Here is a 25,036-nt window from a genome sequence, read left to right as displayed (position 1 = left end):
TACACTAAAACCAATATATATTCTTAACAAATGTAAGTAATAAGTAATTATGCCGCAAATTTATTTTAACGGTCCGGAAGGACGAATTGAAGGAAGATATGCAAAAGCCACATCACTTAATGCTCCTATTGCATTAGTTCTTCATCCTCATCCTTTATATGAAGGTAATATGAATAATAAAGTAGTTTATAACGCCTATAAGATTTTAGCAGATAACGGTTATACCGTATTACGTATTAATTTTAGGGGAGTAGGTGGATCACAAGGTAAATTTGACAATGGGATCGGTGAAGTTGTAGATGCTGGTGCAGCTTTGGATTGGTTACAGCAGAATAATCCAAATGCTCATTCTAATCTAATATTAGGATTTTCATTTGGTGCATGGATAGCTATGCAGCTTGTAATGCGACGTCCTGAAATAAACCATTTTATTGCTATTTCACCACCAGTTAACACAGTTCATAAATATGATTTTTCATTTCTTTCACCTTGTCCTATTCCAGGATTTATATTACAAGGAGATAATGACAGTATAGTATCAGCAGATGACGTAAAAGATCTAGCAAATATGTTATCTAAACAACAATCACATATTAAAGTTGATTGTAAAATTATTAATGGTGCTGATCATTTCTTTCGTTATAAAACTGAAGAGTTTGCTAAAGCAATAAATGATTATTTAACAACAATACAATCTAGTGGTCATCAGAATAATAATTTGAATAAAGAAGCTAGTAGGAGTCAAAAGAGGCTATTTTTATATTAGTTTATTACCTTAGCGTAAAAAAAAAAGTTATTTTTCTAGAATATTGTAAGTCGTAGCTGTAGTATGGTAGTATGATATAGTTTTAGCATATTGTAACACAATAATACCGCTACAAAATATAGGGGATGATATAAGAATCACAAAACACAAAGCTTACTTAGCAGAAATAACATAGGATATGAAGTTTATAACTCTAAATATGCTCCTATTGCTAAAATCAATATCTCATCTTTTTTAATATCTAACTCTTTTGTTAGTTCTTCATAAATTTGTTGATTTGATAAAGATGTGAATTTTTTAAATAGCTGTACTAACTCTAAAGATGGTACAATACGAAAAGCATTCTTTAATATTGTGATCTTCTTATTAATATTAAGCTTATCATTTAAATTAAAGTAAAATTCTAGTAGTTCTATACTGAGAAAATTTAAATCTAAGGCTGTTTCTAAATAAAGATTAGCATTAACAACATTATTATTTTCTACTTCTTGCTTTGCTACTAGTAAATAATACTCAGCAATTTCTTGAGCTTGCAGCAGCACAGAACCATGTTTATGAAGTTTTGCAAGTTTATTTGTTATAAAAGTAAATTTTGTCCACAAAGAAAGTTTTTTATAACAACGTATTAAGGTAATTAAATTATCGCTGTCAAATTCATTTAAATTGTAAGCCTTTATTGCATAATTTTCTGCTTCATTATACAAAGATTTATCATAATAAAGCTTTGCTAAGTTCTTAGCACTATAAAACGCAAATGCTTTAGATTTAGTAAGTTTTTGAAAATAGGAAATTTTTGTATCTACATCTTCTTCTGTTTCAGCTAAAATTAAATTATAGAATTCTTGTGACCCTTTTAGATCTTCAGTAAATAAGTTTTTGCGTGCAATAGAAGCAGCTTTAATTTTATTACTCATAATATATTCTGCAAAAGCTAAAATTAAAGCATGTCTTGCATGATTAATTTTTCGTTTATTAAGAATATTATGTATTTTAAGTGGTAAATCGATAATTAAGATTAAAAATTTAATTATAATGAAACAAGAAGTTAGTAATAAAAGTCCTAAAATAAGACTAAAGAAAAAAGATGTTTCAATATTATAATTGTATAAACTAACAAAAACTTTTGAATCAAAACTTTGAGTTAAAGTAAATCCAAAATAAAGTAGTAAAAAAGCAGCACATATTAACAATAATCTAAACATCCTTATTTATAAACTCCTGCATAAATTTTTCTGAATAAAGAAACTTAATGAGATAATTTAACTTTTCTAAAAGTAGAATCTTATCTTGTTCTTTTTTTCTTATATCAGAAGGTTTTTTTTCAATTTTGATAAATTTCTTAAGCCATTTATGATTTGTAGGAAAGATTATTTCCATACCTCTGGATTTAGAGATAAGATAATTATTATTATATGCTTCTAAATTAATTAAAATATTCCTTATATCTTGAGGCAGCTGATAAAAATTTACTATTCTTAGCTCTTTACTATAATCCTCGTCTTGTAAAAAATTATATACTAATAAATTTACGTTTAATAAATAATGAATATAATCTACTAAACACGATTTAGGAATAGTGTCTAGTTTTGGTTCTACTAAATTAGTTGATGCTTCAAGGAATTTTAAGGAATTTACATAGTTTAAAAGTGATTTAGTAGATAATAATGGATATTCATTTTTTCTATCACTAATACTTAGCTTACTTTTTTCTACTGTATTAATAGTTTGATTTAGATCTTTGTTTTCATTCTTAAACAATTTTAAAAAATCGTCTTTATTAAGATAAAGAGTAAAAGAAGACAAGATAAATATTACTATCACTATAAAGAAAATATTTTTACTTTTAAATAAAGTGTCAAATTTTTGCATTCTCAGATAATAACTTAATTATATCAGTATGATTTTGATCATCGCAGTAAATCACATTTTTAATAAAAGATCTAACTATATTTGCAACTTCCAAACTTATAGCTACAACTAAACTATCTTGTAAATACTCAAGTAAATTATTTTGATGTAATAATTTTATTAAAGTCTTAGCACTATTTTGAGAATAAAGTAAAATGAAGTCAATAGACTTCTTTCGAAACTCTACATCTATAGGTAATTTATACGTTGATCCGGTACTCAAATCCTCACTTACATCTATGGACACTGTAGTTCTGCATTCCATATCTCCTGCACATTCTTCTCCATAAGCGAGTTTTGTAATAGATAAAGGCATCTCATCCAAATATTCTACATTATAAATGATATGTCGTTTTATTTTAGCAGGTAAATCTCTAGTAATTTCGTTTGAAGATAAATATATAGTCTGCTCATATAAGTAAGCAGGAAAATTCTTAATTAAATCCTGAACATTATTAGCAGTATAAGCTACTTTCAAGTTTTTATTATTTAGCAATTGTTTTGATTTGCTACCTACTACCCAAATATCATGTTTTAAGTTATAATTAGCTAGGATATTTGCTACATATTTACTAGTTATTATTATATTGGAATAATTTTTTAAAATATCAGTATTAAAATCTAGCATTTTATACTTAATTAAAGGACAATGAATATAATTAAAATTTAAATTAAATTTACTTATTTCCTCTATAGTTTCCCTATTTCCTTCAAGACTTCTAGTTAATAAAATCGATTTCATACAATATTTGTATTCCTATATAAAAAGCCATACACCAAGTTATAATAGCAGCTATTTTATTAATCACATTCAAAATTATAGTACTTTTATTTAATCTTCTGATATTATAGCCAACCATTGCTAAAGAAAAAAACCATACCCAAGAGATAACTACACAGGTTAACGTAAATACAATTTTTGAGATGCCATTATATTTTAAAGCACTAGTACCTATTACTATAACCGTATCAATAATAGCATGTGGATTTAATATTGATACAGATATAGCAAATAAGATTTGTTTTTTAGCAGAAAAAGCTTGGGCATGAGTTTTAAGATTGACATGTGGTTGATTCCAAGTATTATATCCCATATAGATTAGAAAAATAAATCCAACAATAAATATTGATAATTTTAGCCAAGTAATTTCAAGAATTAGCAAAGATACTCCAAGAACAGCTATACATATAAGAATAGTATCACATATTGAAGCAGCAATGACACTAGGTAAAGCATTGCTAAGGCTGTATTGTTCTGCTCCTTGACTAAGTATAAAAATATTTTGTACACCTAAAGGTACAATGAGACCAAGTGCTAAAATTATTGCATGCACAAAAGCACTTAATATATTATCCATTATTGTAATTTAGCTTTTATTTTTAATAAAATTAATAAAGAAGGGATAGTAATAATTATAGTAAATAAAAAGAAATTTTGCCAACTAAAATTTACTACAATATAGCCTGAAACTATAGGAAAAATTGAGCGTGAAATTCCCATCATTGATGAAAGAAAAGAATATTGAGTAGCTCGAAACTTACCTTGACAAAGTGAAGAAATAAAAGCAATATAAGCAGTCATTGCCATACCACCAGTAATACTTTCTACTCCTATTGTAATAAATAATAATAAAGAATTTTTACCTTTTATTTCAAGTATTATAAATAATATATGAGCTAAGGCGTGAATAATACCGAATAATAATATACTATTTAGAACATTTTTTTTCTTCATAATAAAACCGCCAAGCAATCCGCCAACTATAGCTCCTACAACTCCCCAAAACTTTCCAACACTTGCTATTTCAAAAGGACTATATCCTAAATTAAGCAAAAATGGATTAATCATAACATTAATAAAATTATCAGGTAATCTATATAATACTAAAAAGATTATTGTAAAAATAATAAAAGAAGTAGATCCTATGGGTTTTAACGTACTATATATAAAACGATAAATATGATTTATATTATCATGATTATTCATTATCAATTGTATGTTTCTGTTTTTGGTTGAGTAACAATATTTAACACTTACAATTAGTAAAATAAGATAAATAAATATCAAACTAGAAAAGATTTTATATATTTTATTGAATGTTAAATAAATAGATAAATATATAGCACCTGAACCTGCAAGCAACATACCAACTCGATAACCAAATATATATATTCCTGAAGTAAAGCCAAGTGACTCTTTTGGTACTATTTCAGTTCTAAAAGCACTTAATATAGTATCTTGTGCAGCACTAAAAAAAGAGATAATTAAAGCCATAAAGGCAAATAATAATAGATTATTATGAGGGTCTAAAAAGCTAAAAATATATATAAGCAGTACTAATGCACTACTAGTTAAACAAATCCAGGATAACCTATGACCAAATATTTTATTTAAATACTTTATTTTCAGAGTATCAAAAATTGGTGCTAATAAAAAATTAATAGAATAGGGGAGTGTTATAAATGATAATATACCAATGGTTTGCAACGCTATATTTTCCTTAGCAAGCCAATAATTTAGAGTATTACCGGTAATCATTAGATTAAAACCGCTAATAAGTCCAAATAACCAAATAATACATAAACTAGAACCACTTAACATAACATTTTTTCTATTCTTTTAGTAGTCGAGTAACCAGAATGACACTTTTAGGTATAACACTTAATGCAAGTTTATGATAACCGAAAATATGTAAATAATCTAATTATTTATACTAATTCTTTAATTTTCTTTAATTAAAATTCCTACAAAGTTATTTAAATGCCGCTATCAATTTAGCAAATATGAAGAAAATTGGATGTAATAATAACATATTTTTCTGATCAAAATTTATTATATCGTCTTTTGAAGCAAAGCCATAAGAACTTAAATATTATTGGTGATATGGAGAAATAATACTTTTAAAAAATTAATTATTTTAATTGACTTTAGTGCTTAAGAGATTTAAAAATTAAATTTTATTTTTATACAAGGTTATAATATAAAATGTTACCGCCTAAAGTTTTTTTTGAGAAAGTTAAAGAAATAATTTGGCCTATAGAAAAAAAAGAATTAAAGCTTTTTATACCTATGGCACTGATGATGCTATGTATACTTTTTAATTTTGGTGCTTTGAGATCTATTAAAGATAGTTTAGTAGTCCCTTCTATGGGTGCTGAAATTATTAGCTTTCTAAAATTATGGTTAGTATTACCATCATGTGTCATTTTTACTTTGCTTTACGTTAAGCTTAGTAATAAATTTAATTATGAATATATTTTCTACATTATAGTCGGCAGTTTTTTATTATTTTTCTTATTATTTGCCTATATCATTTATCCAAACCAAGAGATTTATCATCCTAATAAGGAAGTAATAAATAATTTAATTGCTTCATATCCTAATTTTAAATGGTTCATTAAGATAGCAAGCAAATGGAGCTATGCACTGATGTATATTTTTTCAGAACTATGGAGTGCAGTAGTAATAAACTTAATGTTTTGGCAATTTGCTAATCACATTTTTGATACGGCTAAAGCAAAAAGGTTTTATCCAGTTCTTGGAATGGTCGGTAACATAGGCCTGATAATAGCAGGTACAGTGCTTGTCTTTTTCTCAAACAGCTCGAGCATCATTGATTCTGAATTATTACCAGATTCTTTTAGTTTATCATCTAAGGCAACTATAATGCTTCAGCCAGTTATGTCAATAATTGTTGCTGCAGGAATAATTTCTATGCTCTTATTTAAGATAATAAACAAATTTATTTTAACTGATTCCATAGCTGTTTTAGATTTAAAAAAAGTAACTGCTAAAACTAAAACTTCACTTTCAGTAATTGAAAGTATTAAAATGGTAATTCACTCAAAATATGTAGGGCATATTGCTTTATTAATAGTTTGTTATGGATTACTCATTAATATAGTTGAAGGACCTTGGAAAGCAAAAATAAAAGAATTATATCCAAATACAATAGATTATGTCCGCTTTATGGGAAGATTTAATATTTGGATGGGAATATCATGTGTTACTTTCATGATAATAGGTAGTAATATTCTTCGAAGACTTGGTTGGCTTATTTCTGCATTATTAACTCCTATTATGCTGTCTATTACCGGTTTAATATTTTTTATTTTCATAATTTTCATTGAAGAAATAGGATCATGTTTTAGTGATTTTGATCTTCTTTATGCAGCAATCATTGTTGGAGCAATTCAAAATATATTAAGTAAGTCCTCCAAATATTCATTATTTGATTCAACAAAAGAAATGACATATATTCCTTTATCGTTAGAACTTAGAACTAAAGGAAAAGCTGCTGTAGAGGTTATAGGCACTAAATTTGGCAAATCTCTTGGAGCATTTATTCAATCTTTGATATTTATCATTATTCCGAATGCTACTTTCGATTCTATCATAATATATTTATTAGTAATTTTTATAGTTATGATGAGTTTATGGATTTGGGATATTGTAAAATTAAATAAGGAATATACAAAGCTGTGTAAATGATTGTCTATATGACTAAAAGCAATTGATGTCATTCCTGCCTACGCAGTGTGGCATATAGAGTAATGCAACAATATCAAACTAAAATGAAAAAAACTCTTAAAATACTATTATTTATAGTCATCTTTATTATATTAGTATATAGCGGGCTGTGGTTTGCTTTTATGTTCTCTTTATCAAACTCTATAAATCAAAAATATGCTGGTACTTATCTTAATATAGAAGAGCTTAATAATAATGATAATCAGTATCTTATTAAATTTTCTAAAGTTAAACCCTATGGTTTCCCTTTTAAATTTGGTATTTCAATAATTAATTGGCAAGAAGAGAGCGTGAATAGAGTAATTGAATTTACCTCAGTGATAAATATCGGCTATGATTTACTTAAACAGAATTTATTTTTAAGTTTTTCAGGAGAAGCATTTGGAAGATTCAAGCCTATTCAAAGAGGATTTGGAGTAAAATTTTATAATGAGAATTGCATATTATCAGCAAAAATACCATTAAATTTTAAATTATTTAAAATAATTAGCACTAGGAAAAACTTATTTGAAATAATAAATCTAATAGAAAATATTAAATTTATCTCTGGTAAAGCAGAAATTTATGATTTAGTCGATAAGCAAAAATTATATGAAGAAGATCATACTACATTTACTATGTTATTTAATAAAAGTAAGTATTACAAAAGCAAACAGGATTTTCTTGATAATATACCGCAAAAATTAGAAATTAACTATGAAACCGAAATAATACAAAGTAATCTTAAAGATAGAACAATCCCTGCTGGGTTATTATTATATAGATTAGCTTGGAATAATAATTTCAAATTTTCTGGTAATTTTTTAATTACTACAAGTAGTTCACATTTTAAAGATATTAATAAAGATTTAACAATTAAAGTTATTAATGCAAAAATAAATAGTAATAGTTTTGAAAATAATATTAATTTACTATATAAAGGTAATTTAGACGATTTTGGAAATAATAATATTGATCTTCTAGTAGATTCACAATTCAAGCCAAAGCAGGGTTTTACAGCAGGTTTATTAGAGGTTATAAAAAAAATATATTATGATAAGCAGATATATCTGCTTAAGCATTCTGATGATGAGCTATATAAAAATTTTAACAATGAGCTAAGCTATATTTTAAATAATAATAAACAATACAATTTTAGTATTTTTGAAGATAGACAATATAATTTTAATTTAAATGTTAATTTAGTTACTGAATTAAATAAATTAACTAGAACACAGATAAATAATTTAAGCCTATATTCAAACTCATTAGGATTTAATATAACAAATGAAACTATAGTAAATCCTCTTAAAAGTTCTTATAGTAAAGGTATAATAATAGTTAATAACTACTCTAAAATAATAGATGTCTTAAGTCCATACTTATATGAAGTAGGGGAGTTTAAAAGATTTTCGAAAGAGAGTAAAGAAATATATAGTGATGCTTTAAAAGCATTTTTCAAAACTATTTCTGATCATCCGAATTCATCTAATTTAATTGATATTAGCGTTGAGTATAATTTTAATTTATCAGATTTAAATAAAGCTAAAATAGGTACTATAGATGATATAAACAAAATTATGCCTCTATATTATTTATCTTTATATCAAGCAGCAATAAAAAAAGTTAAAATAGGAGAAAATATAAAAGAAAAAGTTATGGAATTAATTCCCAATAAATATCAAAAAATATTAGAGCAATGTATGTTGCCTGAATAATGTATGTTGCCTGAATAAAGAAAATGGATATTATAGTCAAAATACAGCAAGATTTAAAAGATGAAGTAACTAAGTTAAATAATCTGATTATTAGCTGTTTAAAAAGTGATGAAGAATTAATAGAAATAGTAGGTAAATACTTACTAGAAGCAGGTGGTAAAAGAATTCGTCCGCTTTTAACTATAATAACCGCTAAAATGTTTGATTATAGAGGCGATAGTCATATAAAACTTGCAAGTGCTGTTGAATTCATTCATAATGCAACATTGCTTCATGATGATGTAGTAGATGATAGTACCTTAAGAAGATTTAAACCTACAGCTAATGTCATTTGGGGAAGTAAAACAAGTATTTTAGTAGGTGATTTTCTTTTTAGCCAATCATTCAAATTAATGGTAGCTTCTGGCTCTCTTAAAGCTATGGATATTCTTGCCCAAGCTTCAGCAATTATCTCAGAGGGAGAAATAGCACAGCTGGTTAAATTAAATGAGCGACGCATTATATCTATAGAAGAATATCAGCAAATAGTTAAATCTAAAACTGCTGAACTATTTGGTGCTTCTTGTGCTGTTGGGGCAATCATAGCAGAGCAAGTCGATCATATTTCTAAAGATATGCAAAATTTTGGCAGATTACTTGGTATGATATTTCAAGTTATAGATGATCTACTCGATTATTTGGGTCATGATAAACATATAGGTAAAAACATTGGTGATGATTTTTTAGAAGGAAAAGTTACTTTGCCACTAATTTTCTTATATGATAAATTAGAAAGAGATCAGCAGCTTCAATTAAAAAACATGATTAAATGCAATAATCGTACTAGGGATGAATTTATAAAAGTACATGATTTAATGGTAAAATATGAAATTCACAATGAAATAGTTCATTATTTAAGCAACTTAAAAAATGAAATAAACAAATTACTAAATAAAATTCCTGTACAAAATATTTATAAAGATTATTTATTTTCGATTATTAGATTTATTTTAGATCGTTCATATTAACTGTATTCGTAGCTCAACAGGATAGAGCGTTGCCCTCCGGAGGCAAAGGTTATTGGTTCGAATCCAATCGAATGCACCATTGCCCTCTCATTTTCCATAATATATATTATGGAACTTTTTACAGTAAACAGCAAAAGAATGGCTGGGACGGGAGGATTCGAACCTCCGGAATGACGATACCAAAAACCGTTGCCTTACCACTTGGCTACGTCCCAATAAGTGAATTTATACCAATAAATAACGAAAGCGTCAATTACAATAATGCTATAAAAATAAATTTATTTGATTATTAAGCCAATTTTGAGCATGTGAAGACAATAAATTATAAATTTTACTTTTAATTTTATTATAATATTCTTTTATATAATGTATTTCATCACTATTAAGTAGCTTAATATCGATCAGTTCTTTAGCATAAGGTACCAAGCTTAAAGGTTCAAATTCAAGCCATGCTCCTTTTTCTTTTACATATATTAAATTCTCGATTCTAATACCATATTTTCCTGAAATATAAAACCCAGGTTCATTAGATAAAATCATACCTGACTGTAACACAATTTTATTACGAAGATTTATACTTTGTGGACCTTCATGAACACTTAAGAAGCTGCCGACACCATGACCTGTACTATGTGGATAATCTTGCGCTTCTTGCCATAAATATTGCCGTGCTAATACATCAAGATTCGCACCAGTAACTACATTTTTAGGAAATTTTACTCTCGATAAAGCAATATGCCCTTTCAGTACTTGGGTATAATGCTTCTTTTGTTCATAAGTTGCTGCACCTATTACAATAGTCCTAGTTATATCGGTAGTAGCACCTTGATATTGAGCGCCTGAATCAATCAGCAATATCCCCTGCCCTATAATTTCTTTAGCAGATTTAGTGTCAGCCCTATAATGAATAATCGCACTATTTTCTTTAAAACCACAAATAACTGGAAAACTATCTGAAACATAACCTTCTTGCTGTGCTCTATATCTTGCGAGTTTTACTCCAAGCGAGTATTCAGTTATTATGTCACTGCAATGACGTATAGAATGTTCTAAATCTGCTAAAAACTCGCATAAAGCTACTGCATCTTTAATATGAAAATCAATTGCATGCTTAATTTCCACCTCATTTTTACAGGCTTTCAACATTAAACAAGGATTAACAATTTTTTGTACTTTTTTATTTGTTATCAAATCCATTATATGAACAGGTATTGTACTATCATCAACGAGGATATTATCATAACCTTTTAAGATATTTTCAAACTCTGCTTCCGGCAAAATAGTTATTTCAGAACGCACTTTAACAATCTCACTGTTAATTCTTAAAGGATCTATAAATAGATATAATTTTATAGGAGTAATTATTACTTTAGCAAACATTAAAGGTGTGTAAGTAACGTCATTAGCACGTAGATTTAGCAACCAGCATATAGAAGCACTATCAAGAATAATTAATGCATAATTAGGTTTATTATGATGCATTAACAACTCACGGCATTTATTTATTTTTTTTGTATAACTAACACCTGCAAACTTAGTATCATGTAAATAAACCTTAGAATTTGGCTCTAGTGGTTGGTTATGCCAAATCTTGTCAACTAAATTACTGTTAATTTTTTGTAGATTAAATCTTAAATTTGATATAGTAGAATAAGTAAATAACTCAGGGTCATAACCTATTTTTGCTTCTTTATCTATGTAATGATCCCAAGTAAAATCATATATATCTTTTAGGTCAAAAATATTAAAAAACCTAAAATCAAGCTCTTTATTTGCTTGTTCTAAATAACGACCATCAGTAAAAAATAATGCTGTACCCTTCTTGTATAGGATAACCATTCCATTCGAACCTGTAAATCCCGTTATATATTCAAGCCTTTTAGCATATGGCGGTACATATTCACTCATATATTTATCGTTAGATGGAATGATGTAACCATCTACACCATATTCTAGAAATAAACTTTTTAGTGAATTAATACGCTCTTTTATCATATTTTGCTTTTAAGATACCACATATAATATAAAGGGATACCTAGCACAGTAAATGAGCTAGCTATAATTAATGTTTTAATAGGTGTCTCATAGATAACCCAACTACAAAAGATAATTGATATTATAGCTATTAGTAAGTAATAATAAGAAAAAATTTTTTTTGAGCTAAAAATCATTTTTAAGAATGCTAAGCTACAAATTAAGTAAACAAATAAAAATGCTATTACTGAGAAATCTATTATTTGTGTAATTTGCTCAGCAAAATTACCATTTGCTGTAAAAACTAATAACGGTACAATACCAAAGCAACTTACAATAATTCCCCATACTGGTGCATTATTACTATTTTTTTTAGCAAAAAACCTTGGTAATAAACCGTCTTCAGCAAGACCAAGAGCAATCTGTCCACTAGTTAATACCCATGCATTTAACGTACCAATGCAAATTATAGAAGCTATAATAGCAATTACGCTTGACCATTTACCGCCAAATAATAATTGTGCTGCATCAGCATATGGAGCCTTAGAGTTAATAAGTTCAGAAGCAGGAATTAATCCCATTATACCAATGCTGTTAATAAGATATAAAGTTGCTACACAAAAAGTTCCAAATATTATTGCTTTTGGAATAGTTTTTGTCGGATTCTTTACAGATCCTGCTGTAGTAGTTGCACATTCAACACCGATAAATCCCCAAAAGGTAAGAAGCGCTACTCTTCCTATAATAGCTGTGATATCTAAATTACTTACTTCTTTAGATTCAATCAAATTATTAATATTAAAGTTAGACAATGCACATAAGCCTACTATAAGTAGCGGCACAAATTTTAATAAAGTTAAGTAAAACTCTGCTCTTCCGGCTACTTCAGGACCTTTTAAATTTAAAACTGCGACAGTGCAAAGTAATATTATTTGTAATATCAAATCTAAAATTGATTGTGATTTGAAAAAAGGCGTCAAGTAACCTACTGCCGAGATAACAACTATACTAGTGCTGATAAAAGAAATAACCCAATAAGTCCAACCAGTAAAGAAAGCTACCTTTTCCCCAAAACTTTCTCGTACATATACATGAGGACCGCCTGTTTTAGGAAATTTTGCGCATAAAGCAGAAAATACTAATGCAATACTTATAGCACCGAATAATGAAAACACCCAGCCCCAGATACTATATATACCAAATGGCGCTAAACTTAAAGGTAATATAAAAACACTAGTACCGATTTGACTACCGGTGACCAAAGCAAAAACTGCCCAGAAACCTAATTTTTGTGACATAACCTTGTTAATGAAATTAAACGTTTTTTAAGAATCATATTTAAACTCTAAAAGATTTGCCGCAGCCGCAATGTGCCTTCTCATTTGGGTTTGTAAAAGTAAATTGTGATTTAAATTTGCTATCTGAATAATCCATTTCAGAATTTATAAGATACATTAATGCTTTAGGATCAATTAAAATTCTTACTCCTTTTTCTTCAACGATTTCATCAAATTGATTTTTGCTATCAGCATATTCTATGTAATAAGAATAACCCGCACAACCACCTGATTTAACTCCTACTCTAATTCCGAATGTTGGCTTACCTCGTTTTTCCATCAATAACTTTACTTGTGTGGCTGCAGCATTGGTTAATGAAATAACATTTTTCATATTTTAACCATCTTTTATTTATTTTCCTTGCTTAAGTTTATAATCAGCTATAGCTGCTTTTATTGCATCCTCAGCAAGCAGAGAACAATGTAATTTTACAGGTGGTAGTGATAATTCTTTTGCTATTTCTGTATTTTTAATAGTTTCAGCATCATGTACTGACCTTCCTTTAACCCATTCCGTTACTAAAGAGCTTGACGCAATGGCTGAACCACACCCAAATGTCTTAAATTTTGCATCTGTAATAATACCGTTATCATCAACTTCGATTTGTAATTTCATAACATCACCACAAGCTGGTGCACCGACTAATCCTGTACCGACATTTTTATTATCTTTATTAAGCGACCCAACATTACGAGGATTTTCATAATGATCTATCACTTTTGGGCTATAAGCCATGCTTTTTCTCCTTTTATATTTGATTGCAGCATAATTTTTTAGTGTACTGCCCATTTTATTTTTTTTAAATCAATACCTTCTTGCATCATTTCCCAAAGTGGACTTAATTGTCTTAATTTATTGATTTTTGAACATATTAACCCCACTGCATAATCAATCTCTTTCTCAGTAGTAAATCTACCTATACCAAATCTAATGGAAGTATGAGCAAGTTCTTCATCAATTCCCATAGAACGCAAAACATATGAAGGTTCAAGCGAAGCAGAAGTACAAGCAGAACCAGAAGAAACCGCTAAATCTTTAATAGCAAGAATCATTGACTCTCCTTCAACTCCAGCAAAACTTAGGTTTAGATTTCCTTTATACCTTTGATCTTTATCACCGTTTAGATAAACTTCAGGAATGTGCTTGCTTATGTTACTTAAAAATTTATCAAATAAGTAATTTACATGCTTAGTGTCCTTTTCCATTTCATTATAAGCTATTTTGGCAGCCATGCCAAGCCCTATGATTAATGGAGTTGGTAATGTACCGGAGCGCATTCCCCTTTCTTGTCCGCCACCATTTATCAATGGAGTAATACGTACACGAGGTTTTTTTCTAACATATAATGCTCCTATACCTTTTGGGCCATAAATTTTATGGCCTGAAATGCTAGCAAGATCAATATTAAACGCATTGACATCAATTGGAATTTTACCAAATCCTTGGGCAATATCAGAATGGAAAAAAACATTTTTTTCACGGCAAATTTTACCTATTTCTTTCAAAGGCTGAACTACACCTATTTCATTATTAACAGCCATAACCGATACCAACATAGTCTGATCGGTAATAGCGTTTTTAAGTAATTCTAAATCAATAATTCCACTTACTTTAATTGGTAAGTATGTGATTTTTACACCTTCTTGCTCTAGATGCCTACAAGTATCAAGGATACATTTATGCTCACTTACAACAGTAATAATATGATTCTTCCTACTACCGTAAAATTTTGCTACACCTTTTATTGCAAGATTATTAGATTCAGTTGCACCAGAAGTAAAAATAATTTCTTTAGTTTCCGCTCCTATTAATCGTGCTATCTCGCTTCTTGCTTCTTCTATAGCATTCTCTGCTTCCCAACCGAAAGAATGGTTGCGTGAATGAGGATTACCAAACTTAGTGATAAAATATGGTAACATTGCGTCCATTACCCGCGGGTCTATAGGAGTTGTTGCTTGATAATCCATATATATTGGTAATACTAAATTGTTTAATTGTGCATTCATACTGTGATTTCCTGTTTATATATTTTTTTATAACTACTTTATAGTTCCAATCCTTTATTATTAGAAATATATTTCTTCAAAAGCTTTTATAAAATCTTCTATATCCTTAATAGTATTATTAAGGCTCCAAGATACTCTAATAGAAGATTTAGCCTCTTCTTCATTTATACCCATATTAGCTAACACATGTGATCTGGATATCTTGCCTGATGAGCAAGCAGAGCCAGAACTGATACAAATATTATGTATATCAAAAGCAATTAATTTTACCTGTGCATCTGTTTTTGGTACTGTAAATAATGTAGTATTAGGTAATTTTGGTGAATTCTTACTAATAATATTTACATTCGGATATTTTCTTAGTTTTTCCTCTAAAATTTCTTGTAATCCCTTGAGTTGTCTATATCTATCTGAGATATTTTGTGTTACCAATTTGCTTGCAAGCCCAAACCCTACAATTGCTAAAACATTTTCAGTACCTGATCTTACTCCTTTTTCTTGTCCTCCTCCAATGATCATTGGAGTAAGATGAAATTTAGAGCTAGAAATTAAAGCAGCACTACCCTGCCCTGCACCTATTTTATGTCCTGAAATCGTAGCAAAATCTAATCCTAATTCTTTGATATTTATAGATATTTTACCTAATGCTTGTACCAAATCGCTATGAAATCTTGCATCATATTTTTTAGCTATTTTACTTATCTCATATATATCTTGGATAATTCCACTCTCATTATTTGCCATCATTATGGAAACTAATTTTTTATCAGTACTACTTTTTGATAATAATGCTTCTAGATGATCAAGATTAATTAAACCTTGATTATCAACTTTTATAACTTTAATGTTTGGAGCACATTTTATATGATTATAAATAGATAAATGTTCAATAGCTGAAATAAAAATTTCTCCATCATAAAAATTTTTCATTATTAAGTTATTACTTTCAGTACCTGAAGAAGTAAAAGTAACATCATATTCTTTAGAAGATGAGTATATACCTGTTGCTTCTGCTATTTGCGCACGTGCTTCCTCTAAGAGTTTTCTAGCGAACCTACCATTTGCATGAATTGAAGAAGGATTAAGCTCCTTATTCATTAAATCTATAATTAATTCCTTAACCCTAAAATCAATAAAAGTAGTAGCATTATGATCCAGATATATCATATATTTAAATAATCATTTAATTTTAGAGCATCCTTAACTGATATACTTTCAAAATAATATCGAATATGCTTCCCGAGTCCTTTCCATAATTTATGTGAGTTGCATTGTACTGTATTTGGTACACAACTCTTAACCGATTTTTTATAACATGTGGTCATTGTAAAATTTTCATTGACAGCATCCATAATATCAGAAATTTTTATTTCTTGTAAGTTACCGACTAGAATATATCCTCCTTTTGATCCTCTAATAGCTTTAACTAAATTAGCTTTTTTGAGTTTAGCAAAAATTTGCTCCAAATAATTAAGAGATATATTTTGTTTTAAGGAAATTTCATTTAAAGTAATCGGCCTAGTGGTTGATTTTAAAGCCATTTCGAGTATTGCCATTACGGCATATACTCCTTTTGTTGTCAACATCATATAACATACCTATACAAACTTAAGACTGCTTTATGTTTACAATACCCAAGTAATTTAGTCAAGTATTTTTGAAGAATTCTTAATAAAAAATTAACTTATTAATGTAGATTACGTATATTAAGTAAGCGAGTTGCCACTATAAAATAATTTACAACTCGATATTACTTATTTTTGAAATCACAAGTCTAACGATACTGTAAATAATAAAATGTTCACTGCATTGCAGTAAACATTTTATTATTTACAACCTTTATTTATTTTTCTATTCTTAACTTGATCCTTTAAAGGATCAGTAATATTGACACTCTTAACTCTTCATGATAAGTTTTTCAACGCCTACCTAATGTATCAATATTTTTCTAGCACCTCCGACTAGGTAGAATTTATTATCTTTTAATATTATGCTAATAAGTTTAGGATTGTAAATTTTATACAATAAGATAGTTAAATATTGTCTTATATATAGCTAGAAATACTCTTATTAATTTGCCAAATAGCAACAAATACTAAGAGAGTAGTAAACATTTGTAGTAACTGCAATATTATGCTTAATTCTGGTATTAATATAATAATAGCAGGTTGTAATATTACCGGTACCCCACTTGAAAACATTACTAATCTTGTAGCAGTTTGTATTGAAGTTTTATTAGGAAGCAAATTAGCTAAAATATATACTAGTAAAATTATAATACTTCTCTCTAATAAGAGAGTTATGAACCAAAATAATATGATAGCCGGCATACCAAAATAAATAAATAAATTTGGTACATATAATAAATTATCAGCAAAATATTTTTTTATTATCTCAGGAGTTAAAATTACTTCATTTTGTTTGAATATCTCGGAATAATTAACAGTGCTTGGAAAGTTTTTCTTAGTATTAGCTACAATTAAATTTATCATAAGCTTATTTTCTTCAAGCACAAATGGTATTTTACTTTTTTCTTTATTAGAAACTTGATTTTTTGTATCGATAACTGCTATTTTATTGCTACTTTTAGTAAATAAGTATATAGGCTCTATTTCTTCAACGAAAATTTTTGAGTTGTTATATTTAATTTCTGGCAATTGATTAATAATATACTCAATATTGTCAGTAAATTTTGATGGCTGCGCTCCATTAAAGTAGTCTTTTAAAGATATTATATAATTTAATATAAAAATACAATAAATCATTGATAATATAAAAGATACAGTAAATAAATACCTTATTCCATACCCTTGATAGTTTCTATATACATCTTTATAAAAATCTATAGAGCTAATAGATAAACATAACTGACGGAGTAATGTATTTAATCCTCCTAATAAAAATGATAATAAATACATTGATCTGTTAAACTTTAAATTATAAACATAAGCAGCAATAATATAACCTATAATTATAGAAAATTGCAAATTTTTTAGTAGGTTATAATATATATTATGTATAAGTTTGTTGATAAAACATAATTTATTCACTAGTATCTATAATTTTCATGAACAATATTAATTTTATATGCTACTTCCTGAAATCACCTTAATTTTAATAGCACTTTTAGGCCAATTTTTTGCTGTAATGATACCAAGTAAAAATAAAATTATTGCTAACGTCATTATATTACTGTGTATATTGTCAATTTTTCTTACCTTTAAATATTCAAGCTATGAAAGAGTATGGTATTCACTTGATACTTCTACAGATATTAGTATTAGTAAAAGCATAGTGTTATTGTTCACTATTATATCCATGATAATTTACCTTGATTACTCTACTCTTGCTGGTGAAAAATTAAAGTATGAATTTATTACTTTAATTTTATTATCAGCTATAGGTACTTTTGTTGCAATTTTATCACAAAATTTTCTAACATTATTCTGTGGTATGGAACTTACTGCCCTAACTTGCTATGCTCTTGCAGGATTTAAATTAAATGATGTTAGATCATCTGAAGGTGCATTAAAATATTTTATCTTAGGTAGTTTAGTTAGTTGTTTATCGTTATTTGGTATTTCTTTTATATATGGATTTGGTGGCAGCTTACAATTTGAGGATATTTTATATAAGCTAAATAATAATTCTTCGATAAATCTTGGTTTAATAATTGGTATTGTATTATTTTTAAGCAATGTTTTCTTCAAACTCTCAAGTGTTCCACTGCATTTTTGGGCACCTGATGTATACGAAGGATCACCAATTAGTTCAGTTACTTATTTTACTGCTGCTTCAAAAATAGGTATGGTTGTCGTTTTATTAAATATTAATAAATTTATTATAGGCGATTATTATCCTATCAATTATAATTTAATAAAGATAATTGCTATATTATCTATGATATTTGGAGCTTTTGGAGCTATTCGTCAAACTTCTTTAAAAAGATTAATGGCGTACAGCACCATTTTAAATATTGGTTACGTACTAATTGGTGTTCTTCTGCATAATCAAGAAGGATACAAAGCAGCTCAGCTATATATTCTAATATATGCTGTAGGTAGTATAGGATTTTTCACTTGCTTAATTATGTTATTAGGTAAAGACGCAGATAAAGCTACCTTTAAGAGTATACAAGGAATTGCAAAGAATCACAAAACTATAGCTGCTGCAATTAGTATAGTTATGTTCTCAATGATAGGAATTCCACCTTTTGCAGGATTCTTCGGTAAATATTACCTTTTGTACCAAGCGATTAACCAAGGAGAATTTGCATTAGCTTACTGTGGTATTTTTACTAGTGTAGTTGGTGCTTTTTATTATCTTAAAATAGTAAAAACTATGTATTTTGCTAAAAGGCTTGAGACATTTAAATTGCCAATGCAATATGGTCTTTTATTAATCAACTACTCAGTTATAGGATTCTTGTTGTTTGGTTCTTTTATTATCTCGTTTTAACTTCGCTTTTTTTTAATTTAGTAAATCTTTTGTTAGCAATACTAGTTGAAGTAGGATGCGTTGGTTGCATAATTTTTTCTTTCAGATTTTTTATATGCTTTAGATCTTCTTCATTTAACTTTAATAAATCTTGCTCTTTATTTTTTATTCCTTTATACAACTCTAATTGGCTTGAAAAAATGATACCATTAGGTCTAATATTTTTCTTCTCTAATTTTTCTAGAGTATTTATATATTCTTTATCTACCTCTAATGATTCTTGTTTGAGTTCTTTGTTTATTTTTACTATTTTAGGAAAATCAGTTAAATTTCCTTTTTCTTCATTTAAATTTTCTATTATATTTATAAAACGTTTTTTTGCATTATCTCTAATTTTAAGTACTTCTAAAATCCTTGCAAAACTGCTAATAACGTTATCCCTTAATTTAAGTTTTTTCTCTCCTTTCCCTCCTTCTCCATAATTAAGAATTTTCTTAAAATAATCAGGATATTCTTTCATTAATGTTTTTAATTCTTGATCTTTCACTTCATAATAAGGAAAACTATATTTTTTAGAAATTAAAGTATTTATTTTAATTTCTAAACCATATTCCTTTAAAGACTCCTGTCTTTTTTTCATTATATCTATTAAGCTATTCTTAATTTCTTCAGGTGTTATTTCTTTAGATTTTTTACTACTAAATTTTCCTGGTATTGCTTGTTTTGCAAAAGCTTCTAATGCTTCATTACTATAATACTTTGTTAATTCCTCAAAACTTTTATCAATAGTTTCTTTTAAATCAATTTTGGAAGCAGCAAGTAAACTATCAGCAAATTTAGGATTTTTTGTTCTTAAATTAGAAGGAAATTCTCTAAAATGATTAGTAGGACCAAATCCAGGTAAATGTTTAGCCCTTGAATGAGGATAAATATTATTTGTTAAATTATCAAAACTACCAGCAAAATCAATTCTTACTAATTTAGGTAAAACGTGCGAATTTTCTGGTTCTCTAATAACTCCTATATTCCCAACATGTACATCAAAATCACCGATCAATAGACTTGCAGGCATAATATTTTCAAAATTTTGATATTTAACTTCTCTAAAAGCATTTTCTAAAGTTCTAAATAACTTATTTCGAGATCCTATAAAAAGTGGTCTTCCACCATCTTTTCTAAACCAAGAACTTGGCCTAGTTTTAACAGACATATATTTATCCATATCTACATACATATCACTACTATAATTTTTAAAAAATTCAGATTTAACATATATTTGCGAATCAATAGTTTGAGATTTATTATAGTCATCAGGAGCGATTAAATTAACCTTTGCTCCATTTCCAGGACTTATTGCTGCAAAAATCTGAGATCCTAAGAATTCAGCTATATTTTTTGAACTTAACTTCTCTTTTTTTATCATTGCTGTAATTTTACCATCTAAGCTTTGATATATACCGCCATATTCTCCAGCTTCATTAGATCCACCTCCTTTAGTCTTTAAAAAATTCCATCCTTTAAATACTGATTTCTTATCTTTATTAATCATTTCCTCTCTATTTTCTATTTAATATTTCAGCTACTTCAAGAGCCGCATAAGTAAATATAGCAGTTGCTCCGGCACGTTTAAAGCTAATTAATGATTCAATTAAACATCTTTCCCAGTCCAGTGCCTCTGCTTCTGCAGCAAATTTTAACATTGCGTATTCTCCGCTCACCTGATATGCAAAGATTTTAGCATTAAAATTGGTTACTGCTTCACGAATAACATCTAAAAAAGGCATGCCAGGTTTAACAATAACCATATCAGCTCCTTCAGCAATATCATGCTTAATTTCAAGCATTGCTTCCTTAATATTACGTACATCCATCTGATAACTAGATTTATCTAAGTAATTTTTTTTTTTACTACCAACTGCATCACGAAATGGACTGTAAAAGCTTGAAGCGTATTTAGCAGCATACGCAAGAATATTAACATTTATAAAACTCTCTGCATCGAGGTATTCTCTTATAGCCATAATTCTCCCATCCATCATATCAGAAGGCGCAACAATATCAGCCCCAGCTTTTGCAAGTACTAATGCTTGATTACACAAAGCTTTTACTGACCGATCATTATCTACTTCTCCATTATGGATTATACCATCATGAGCATGAGTAGTATAAAGATCAAGAGCTACATCACATATTATGGCAATATCAATATTAGCATTTTTAATACTTTTAATAGTTCTACATATTAAATTATCCAAATTATATGCTTCATCAGCATTCTCACTTTTAAGACTATTATCTATACTTGGAAATAAAGCTATTGCATTAATCCCAAATACAGCTGCCTTTCTTGCAGTTTCTACTATTTGATCAACCGATAAACGATATATACCAGGCATAGTCCTAATTTCTTGCCTTTCATTATGCCCTTCAATAACAAATAAAGGCAACACTAAATCATTGATTGACAAACTACTTTCAGCAATTAACTCTCTAAGGCAAAAGGCTTTTCTATTTCTTCTAAGTCTAACAATAGGGTACATAATATTTATAACTTATAACTTAAATTAATATATTTATAAACATAATATAGTAAAAATATAGTAAAACTATCACATTATAGAAATAAATTTTGATATTATTTGATCAAAAGTTTTAAAAGGTATTAATTATTATGAACAAGAATCAAGAGTTATTCAGTAGCACAGGAAGATATGATAAATGAAGACACGATAAATAATGTGTAACATTTACTGAAAGAATTAGATAAATAGTGTGAAGAAGCCACAAAAAGAGATAATTCCTTGTTTTAGAAAATAACATAGTCTATTAATAATCCATCTTTTTCCTTTAATATTCTACAACAGAACAAAAATGTAGACACAGCGATTAATAAAAATTTTTAGGATCTATATCTATTTTTATTTGACAGAAAGAAGGAATCTTAATTAAGCTTAGCCAAAGTTTTAAATATTTCTGTAGGTTAAATTTTTTACTAACTATAATAAGTATTCGGAAACGATATTTACCAGCAACTTTTGACATTAAGGAGCTTGCTGGCCCTAGAATTTTTACATTTGCTTTTGGCGCAATTCTTACCATAGTCCTAGCAATTTCTAAAATCTTATGCTCATTGAATCCTGATAAAATTACTGATGCCATTTTTGAGAATGGCGGCATATCTGCTGCTTTTCTTATTGCGAGTTCATTAGAAAAAAAACCTTCCTCATCTAAGTCCTTAATATAGCTAAAAATAATATTATCGGGATAATGGCTTTGTAGATATACTACACCTTTAGTATCTCCTCTCCCTGCTCTACCTCCTATTTGATGCAGTAGCTGGAATGTTCGCTCAGATGCTCTGAGATCAGGATTATTACTCCCAAGATCAGCATCTATTACACCGACCAAAGTAAGGTTTGGAAAATGATAACCTTTTGTTATTATTTGTGTACCTATTAAAATATCAATTTCTAAATTTTCCATTTGATGTAGAAGATGCGATATTTTTTCTAGATTTTTAGCATGATCTTTACTTATTATAGCAATTTTGTGATTAGGAAAGAGATATTTTACTTCTTCCTCTATTCTTTCTATCCCAGGACCACAAATAATTAATGATTCATCTTCTAAGCACTCTGGACAAGAATTATAAATTTTACTTTGATAGCCACAATGATGGCATTCAAGCTTTTTAGAAGCTTTATGCACTACCATCCAGCTAGAACAATATTTGCAGGTAAATCTATAACCACAGACTTTACAAAGCATTAGTGGAGCATAACCACGTCTATTAAGGAATAATAATGTTTGCTTTTTATTATCTAAATTATCTTTGATAGCTTTTATAAGAGGCCGAGACAAATAAAAATTTCTAGGTAGCTGTTCTTTCCTCATGTCAATCATTTCTATATTTGGCATACTTACATTTTTATATCTATTAACTAAAGTAATTAGACAATATTTCCCTATCTTCACATTATATATCGTTTCGATAGAAGGTGTTGCCGAACATAAAATAATTTGTGCTTTATTGAGAGCAGCTCTTGCTACTGCTGTATCTCTAGCATTATATAATATGCCATTATCTTGTTTATAAGAATCTTCATGTTCTTCATCAATCACTATTAAACCAAGATTCTTAAAAGGTAAAAATAAACTACTACGTGCTCCAATTACTACCTTAACCTTATCACTTAATATTCCTCTTAAAATCATTTTTTTCTGAGCATTTGTAACGCTTGAATTCCATATTATAGGCTTAAATCCAAAACGCTCTATGAAACGATTAATAATTTGTGTACTAAGAGCAATTTCAGGAAGCATAATAAGCACTTGTTTATCTTTAGCCAAATAATCTGCAATCTGATTAAAATATATTTCTGTTTTACCAGAACCTGTAACACCTTTAATAAGTACTGGTTTATTGCTGTCCTTTAACATTATTACTGCTTGTTTCTGCTCTTCTGATAGATCAGGCAATATAAAATCATTATTTATTTTTTGCTCTTTAATTTTGATCGGTTTTTCAGCAATATCTACAGGTAATACCAACTTAGCTATGCTACCAAACTCTGACATATAATAACTGCTCATCCATTTAACTAATTCTAAAACTTCTGAAGTAATGCTTAAATTTAGAGGTACTTTTGCTTGTATGATTTTTAATTTTTTTGCTTCAGAAACTGATGTCAATTCCCAAACTATTCCGGTTAATTTTTTATTTCTAAAAGGCACTATAACAAGATCACCAACATTTAAAACTAAATCTTCAGGAATGAAATAATCCAAAGGAAATAATTTTGCCACAGGTAATAATATCTTTGCTATTTGCATATATATGTTTTATAAATTTTTTTTATTTATATACTAAATTGAAAAATTATAGAAACTTAGATGAAAAAAATTATTATAGCTATTTCTGGAGCTTCAGGAGCAATATACGGCATTCGGCTACTTGAAATATTAAAACAGCAAAATAGTGAGACTCATTTAGTTATGTCAGAAGGAGCAGCTCTCACTATAAAAGCTGAGACTAAGTATTCTATAGAACAAGTGAAAAATTTAGCAAATTACAATTATAGCAATAAGGAAATAGGAGCTGCTATTTCAAGCGGTTCTTTTAAAACTTTAGGAATGATAATAGCTCCTTGCAGTATGAAAACACTCTCTTCTATTGCTTACTCAATGGAGGATAATTTAATTACTAGAGCTGCCGGTGTTGTACTAAAAGATAAGCGAAAACTTATCTTAATGATTAGAGAAACTCCACTTCATATAGGACATATAGAGAATATGCTAAGAGTAGCTAATTATGGTGGCATCATAGCACCGACAGTGCCTGCTTTTTATAATAAGCCTGCAAGCATAGAAGA

Annotated in this window: 22 protein-coding genes and 2 tRNA genes; 7 read left to right on the top strand and 17 right to left on the bottom strand. The window is 28.2% G+C overall.

Annotated features, from left to right (window positions below):
• Positions 1-49: 49 nt before the first annotated feature.
• On the top strand, positions 50-766 hold the full coding sequence (locus AC27F4_RS03765; RefSeq protein ID WP_487062215.1) for an alpha/beta hydrolase: 717 nt from the start codon (positions 50-52) through the stop codon (positions 764-766).
• A 185-nt stretch (positions 767-951) separates the two neighbouring features.
• On the opposite strand, the gene AC27F4_RS03760 is transcribed toward AC27F4_RS03765, so the two are convergent.
• Genes AC27F4_RS03760 through AC27F4_RS03740 form a run of 5 tightly spaced genes read right to left on the bottom strand, consistent with a single transcriptional unit; the run spans position 952 to position 5,276 of the window.
• Positions 952-1,968 (bottom strand): tetratricopeptide repeat protein, encoded by a 1,017-nt coding sequence (locus AC27F4_RS03760; RefSeq protein ID WP_487062213.1) that lies wholly within the window; start codon positions 1,966-1,968, stop codon positions 952-954.
• Positions 1,961-2,635 (bottom strand): hypothetical protein, encoded by a 675-nt coding sequence (locus AC27F4_RS03755; protein WP_487062211.1) that lies wholly within the window; start codon positions 2,633-2,635, stop codon positions 1,961-1,963. Before AC27F4_RS03755 ends, AC27F4_RS03760 begins: the two co-directional genes overlap by 8 nt.
• Positions 2,622-3,416 carry a palindromic element RPE1 domain-containing protein gene (locus AC27F4_RS03750; RefSeq protein WP_487062209.1) on the bottom strand — a complete coding sequence of 265 codons (795 nt, stop codon included), beginning with the start codon at positions 3,414-3,416 and terminating at the stop codon, positions 2,622-2,624. The genes AC27F4_RS03755 and AC27F4_RS03750 overlap by 14 nt, the downstream gene beginning before the upstream one ends.
• Complete coding sequence (locus tag AC27F4_RS03745; RefSeq protein WP_487062322.1) at positions 3,394-4,035, bottom strand: LysE/ArgO family amino acid transporter; 642 nt, start codon at positions 4,033-4,035, stop codon at positions 3,394-3,396. Before AC27F4_RS03745 ends, AC27F4_RS03750 begins: the two co-directional genes overlap by 23 nt.
• Positions 4,032-5,276, bottom strand: a complete 1,245-nt coding sequence (locus tag AC27F4_RS03740) for an AmpG family muropeptide MFS transporter (protein ID WP_487062207.1) — start codon at positions 5,274-5,276, stop codon at positions 4,032-4,034. The genes AC27F4_RS03745 and AC27F4_RS03740 overlap by 4 nt, the downstream gene beginning before the upstream one ends.
• Before the next feature lie 384 nt (positions 5,277-5,660).
• Here AC27F4_RS03740 and tlc3 point away from each other — a divergent pair, with 384 nt between their 5' ends.
• The 4 genes from tlc3 (at position 5,661) to AC27F4_RS03720 (ending at position 9,988) form a co-directional block, all read left to right on the top strand.
• Entirely contained in the window at positions 5,661-7,166 is a 1,506-nt protein-coding gene (gene tlc3 / locus AC27F4_RS03735; protein WP_487062205.1) for a nucleotide exchange transporter Tlc3, read from the top strand.
• 83 nt (positions 7,167-7,249) lie between these two features.
• Entirely contained in the window at positions 7,250-8,902 is a 1,653-nt protein-coding gene (locus tag AC27F4_RS03730; protein WP_487062320.1) for a hypothetical protein, read from the top strand.
• 23 nt (positions 8,903-8,925) lie between these two features.
• Positions 8,926-9,909, top strand: coding sequence for a polyprenyl synthetase family protein (locus AC27F4_RS03725; protein ID WP_487062203.1), 984 nt, complete (start codon positions 8,926-8,928; stop codon positions 9,907-9,909).
• A 2-nt stretch (positions 9,910-9,911) separates the two neighbouring features.
• A tRNA-Arg gene (locus tag AC27F4_RS03720) sits at positions 9,912-9,988 on the top strand.
• 60 nt (positions 9,989-10,048) lie between these two features.
• Here AC27F4_RS03720 and AC27F4_RS03715 read toward each other — a convergent pair.
• From AC27F4_RS03715 to AC27F4_RS03675, 9 genes are all read right to left on the bottom strand, one after another.
• A tRNA-Gln gene (locus AC27F4_RS03715) sits at positions 10,049-10,124 on the bottom strand.
• 49 nt (positions 10,125-10,173) lie between these two features.
• The gene (locus tag AC27F4_RS03710) at positions 10,174-11,904 is read right to left on the bottom strand and encodes an aminopeptidase P family protein (RefSeq protein WP_487062201.1); all 1,731 of its coding nucleotides are present in this window, start codon (positions 11,902-11,904) and stop codon (positions 10,174-10,176) included.
• Complete coding sequence (locus tag AC27F4_RS03705) at positions 11,901-13,181, bottom strand: APC family permease (protein ID WP_487062199.1); 1,281 nt, start codon at positions 13,179-13,181, stop codon at positions 11,901-11,903. Before AC27F4_RS03705 ends, AC27F4_RS03710 begins: the two co-directional genes overlap by 4 nt.
• 40 nt (positions 13,182-13,221) lie before the next feature.
• Entirely contained in the window at positions 13,222-13,554 is a 333-nt protein-coding gene (locus AC27F4_RS03700) for a HesB/IscA family protein (RefSeq protein WP_487062197.1), read from the bottom strand.
• An 18-nt stretch (positions 13,555-13,572) separates the two neighbouring features.
• Complete coding sequence (iscU, locus tag AC27F4_RS03695) at positions 13,573-13,956, bottom strand: Fe-S cluster assembly scaffold IscU (protein WP_487062195.1); 384 nt, start codon at positions 13,954-13,956, stop codon at positions 13,573-13,575.
• Positions 13,957-13,994: 38 nt separating this feature from the next.
• Positions 13,995-15,227, bottom strand: a complete 1,233-nt coding sequence (locus AC27F4_RS03690) for an IscS subfamily cysteine desulfurase (RefSeq protein WP_487062193.1) — start codon at positions 15,225-15,227, stop codon at positions 13,995-13,997.
• Positions 15,228-15,287: 60 nt separating this feature from the next.
• Positions 15,288-16,394 (bottom strand): cysteine desulfurase family protein, encoded by a 1,107-nt coding sequence (locus AC27F4_RS03685; RefSeq protein WP_487062191.1) that lies wholly within the window; start codon positions 16,392-16,394, stop codon positions 15,288-15,290.
• Positions 16,391-16,816: an Rrf2 family transcriptional regulator gene (locus AC27F4_RS03680; protein WP_487062189.1), complete on the bottom strand. Its 426-nt coding sequence runs from the start codon at positions 16,814-16,816 to the stop codon at positions 16,391-16,393. The genes AC27F4_RS03685 and AC27F4_RS03680 overlap by 4 nt, the downstream gene beginning before the upstream one ends.
• A 456-nt stretch (positions 16,817-17,272) precedes the next feature.
• Entirely contained in the window at positions 17,273-18,145 is an 873-nt protein-coding gene (locus tag AC27F4_RS03675; protein ID WP_487062318.1) for a DUF1189 family protein, read from the bottom strand.
• A 169-nt stretch (positions 18,146-18,314) separates the two neighbouring features.
• Between AC27F4_RS03675 and nuoN the strand changes: the two genes are divergently transcribed.
• Entirely contained in the window at positions 18,315-19,685 is a 1,371-nt protein-coding gene (gene nuoN, locus AC27F4_RS03670; protein ID WP_487062187.1) for an NADH-quinone oxidoreductase subunit NuoN, read from the top strand.
• On the opposite strand, the gene AC27F4_RS03665 is transcribed toward nuoN, so the two are convergent.
• From AC27F4_RS03665 to AC27F4_RS03655, 3 genes are all read right to left on the bottom strand, one after another.
• Complete coding sequence (locus AC27F4_RS03665; protein ID WP_487062185.1) at positions 19,672-21,213, bottom strand: hypothetical protein; 1,542 nt, start codon at positions 21,211-21,213, stop codon at positions 19,672-19,674. The two genes, nuoN and AC27F4_RS03665, sit on opposite strands and share 14 nt — an antisense overlap.
• Positions 21,214-21,220: 7 nt before the next feature.
• Entirely contained in the window at positions 21,221-22,204 is a 984-nt protein-coding gene (gene hemB / locus AC27F4_RS03660; protein ID WP_487062183.1) for a porphobilinogen synthase, read from the bottom strand.
• A 346-nt stretch (positions 22,205-22,550) separates the two neighbouring features.
• Positions 22,551-24,497, bottom strand: a complete 1,947-nt coding sequence (locus AC27F4_RS03655; RefSeq protein WP_487062181.1) for a primosomal protein N' — start codon at positions 24,495-24,497, stop codon at positions 22,551-22,553.
• Positions 24,498-24,557: 60 nt separating this feature from the next.
• Here AC27F4_RS03655 and AC27F4_RS03650 point away from each other — a divergent pair.
• A partial coding sequence (locus tag AC27F4_RS03650; RefSeq protein WP_487062179.1) for a UbiX family flavin prenyltransferase occupies positions 24,558-25,036 on the top strand: 479 nt, incomplete at its 3' end.

Source organism: Candidatus Rickettsia mendelii, from assembly GCF_057543435.1.
This window is presented reverse-complemented; position numbering and strand designations above follow the sequence as displayed.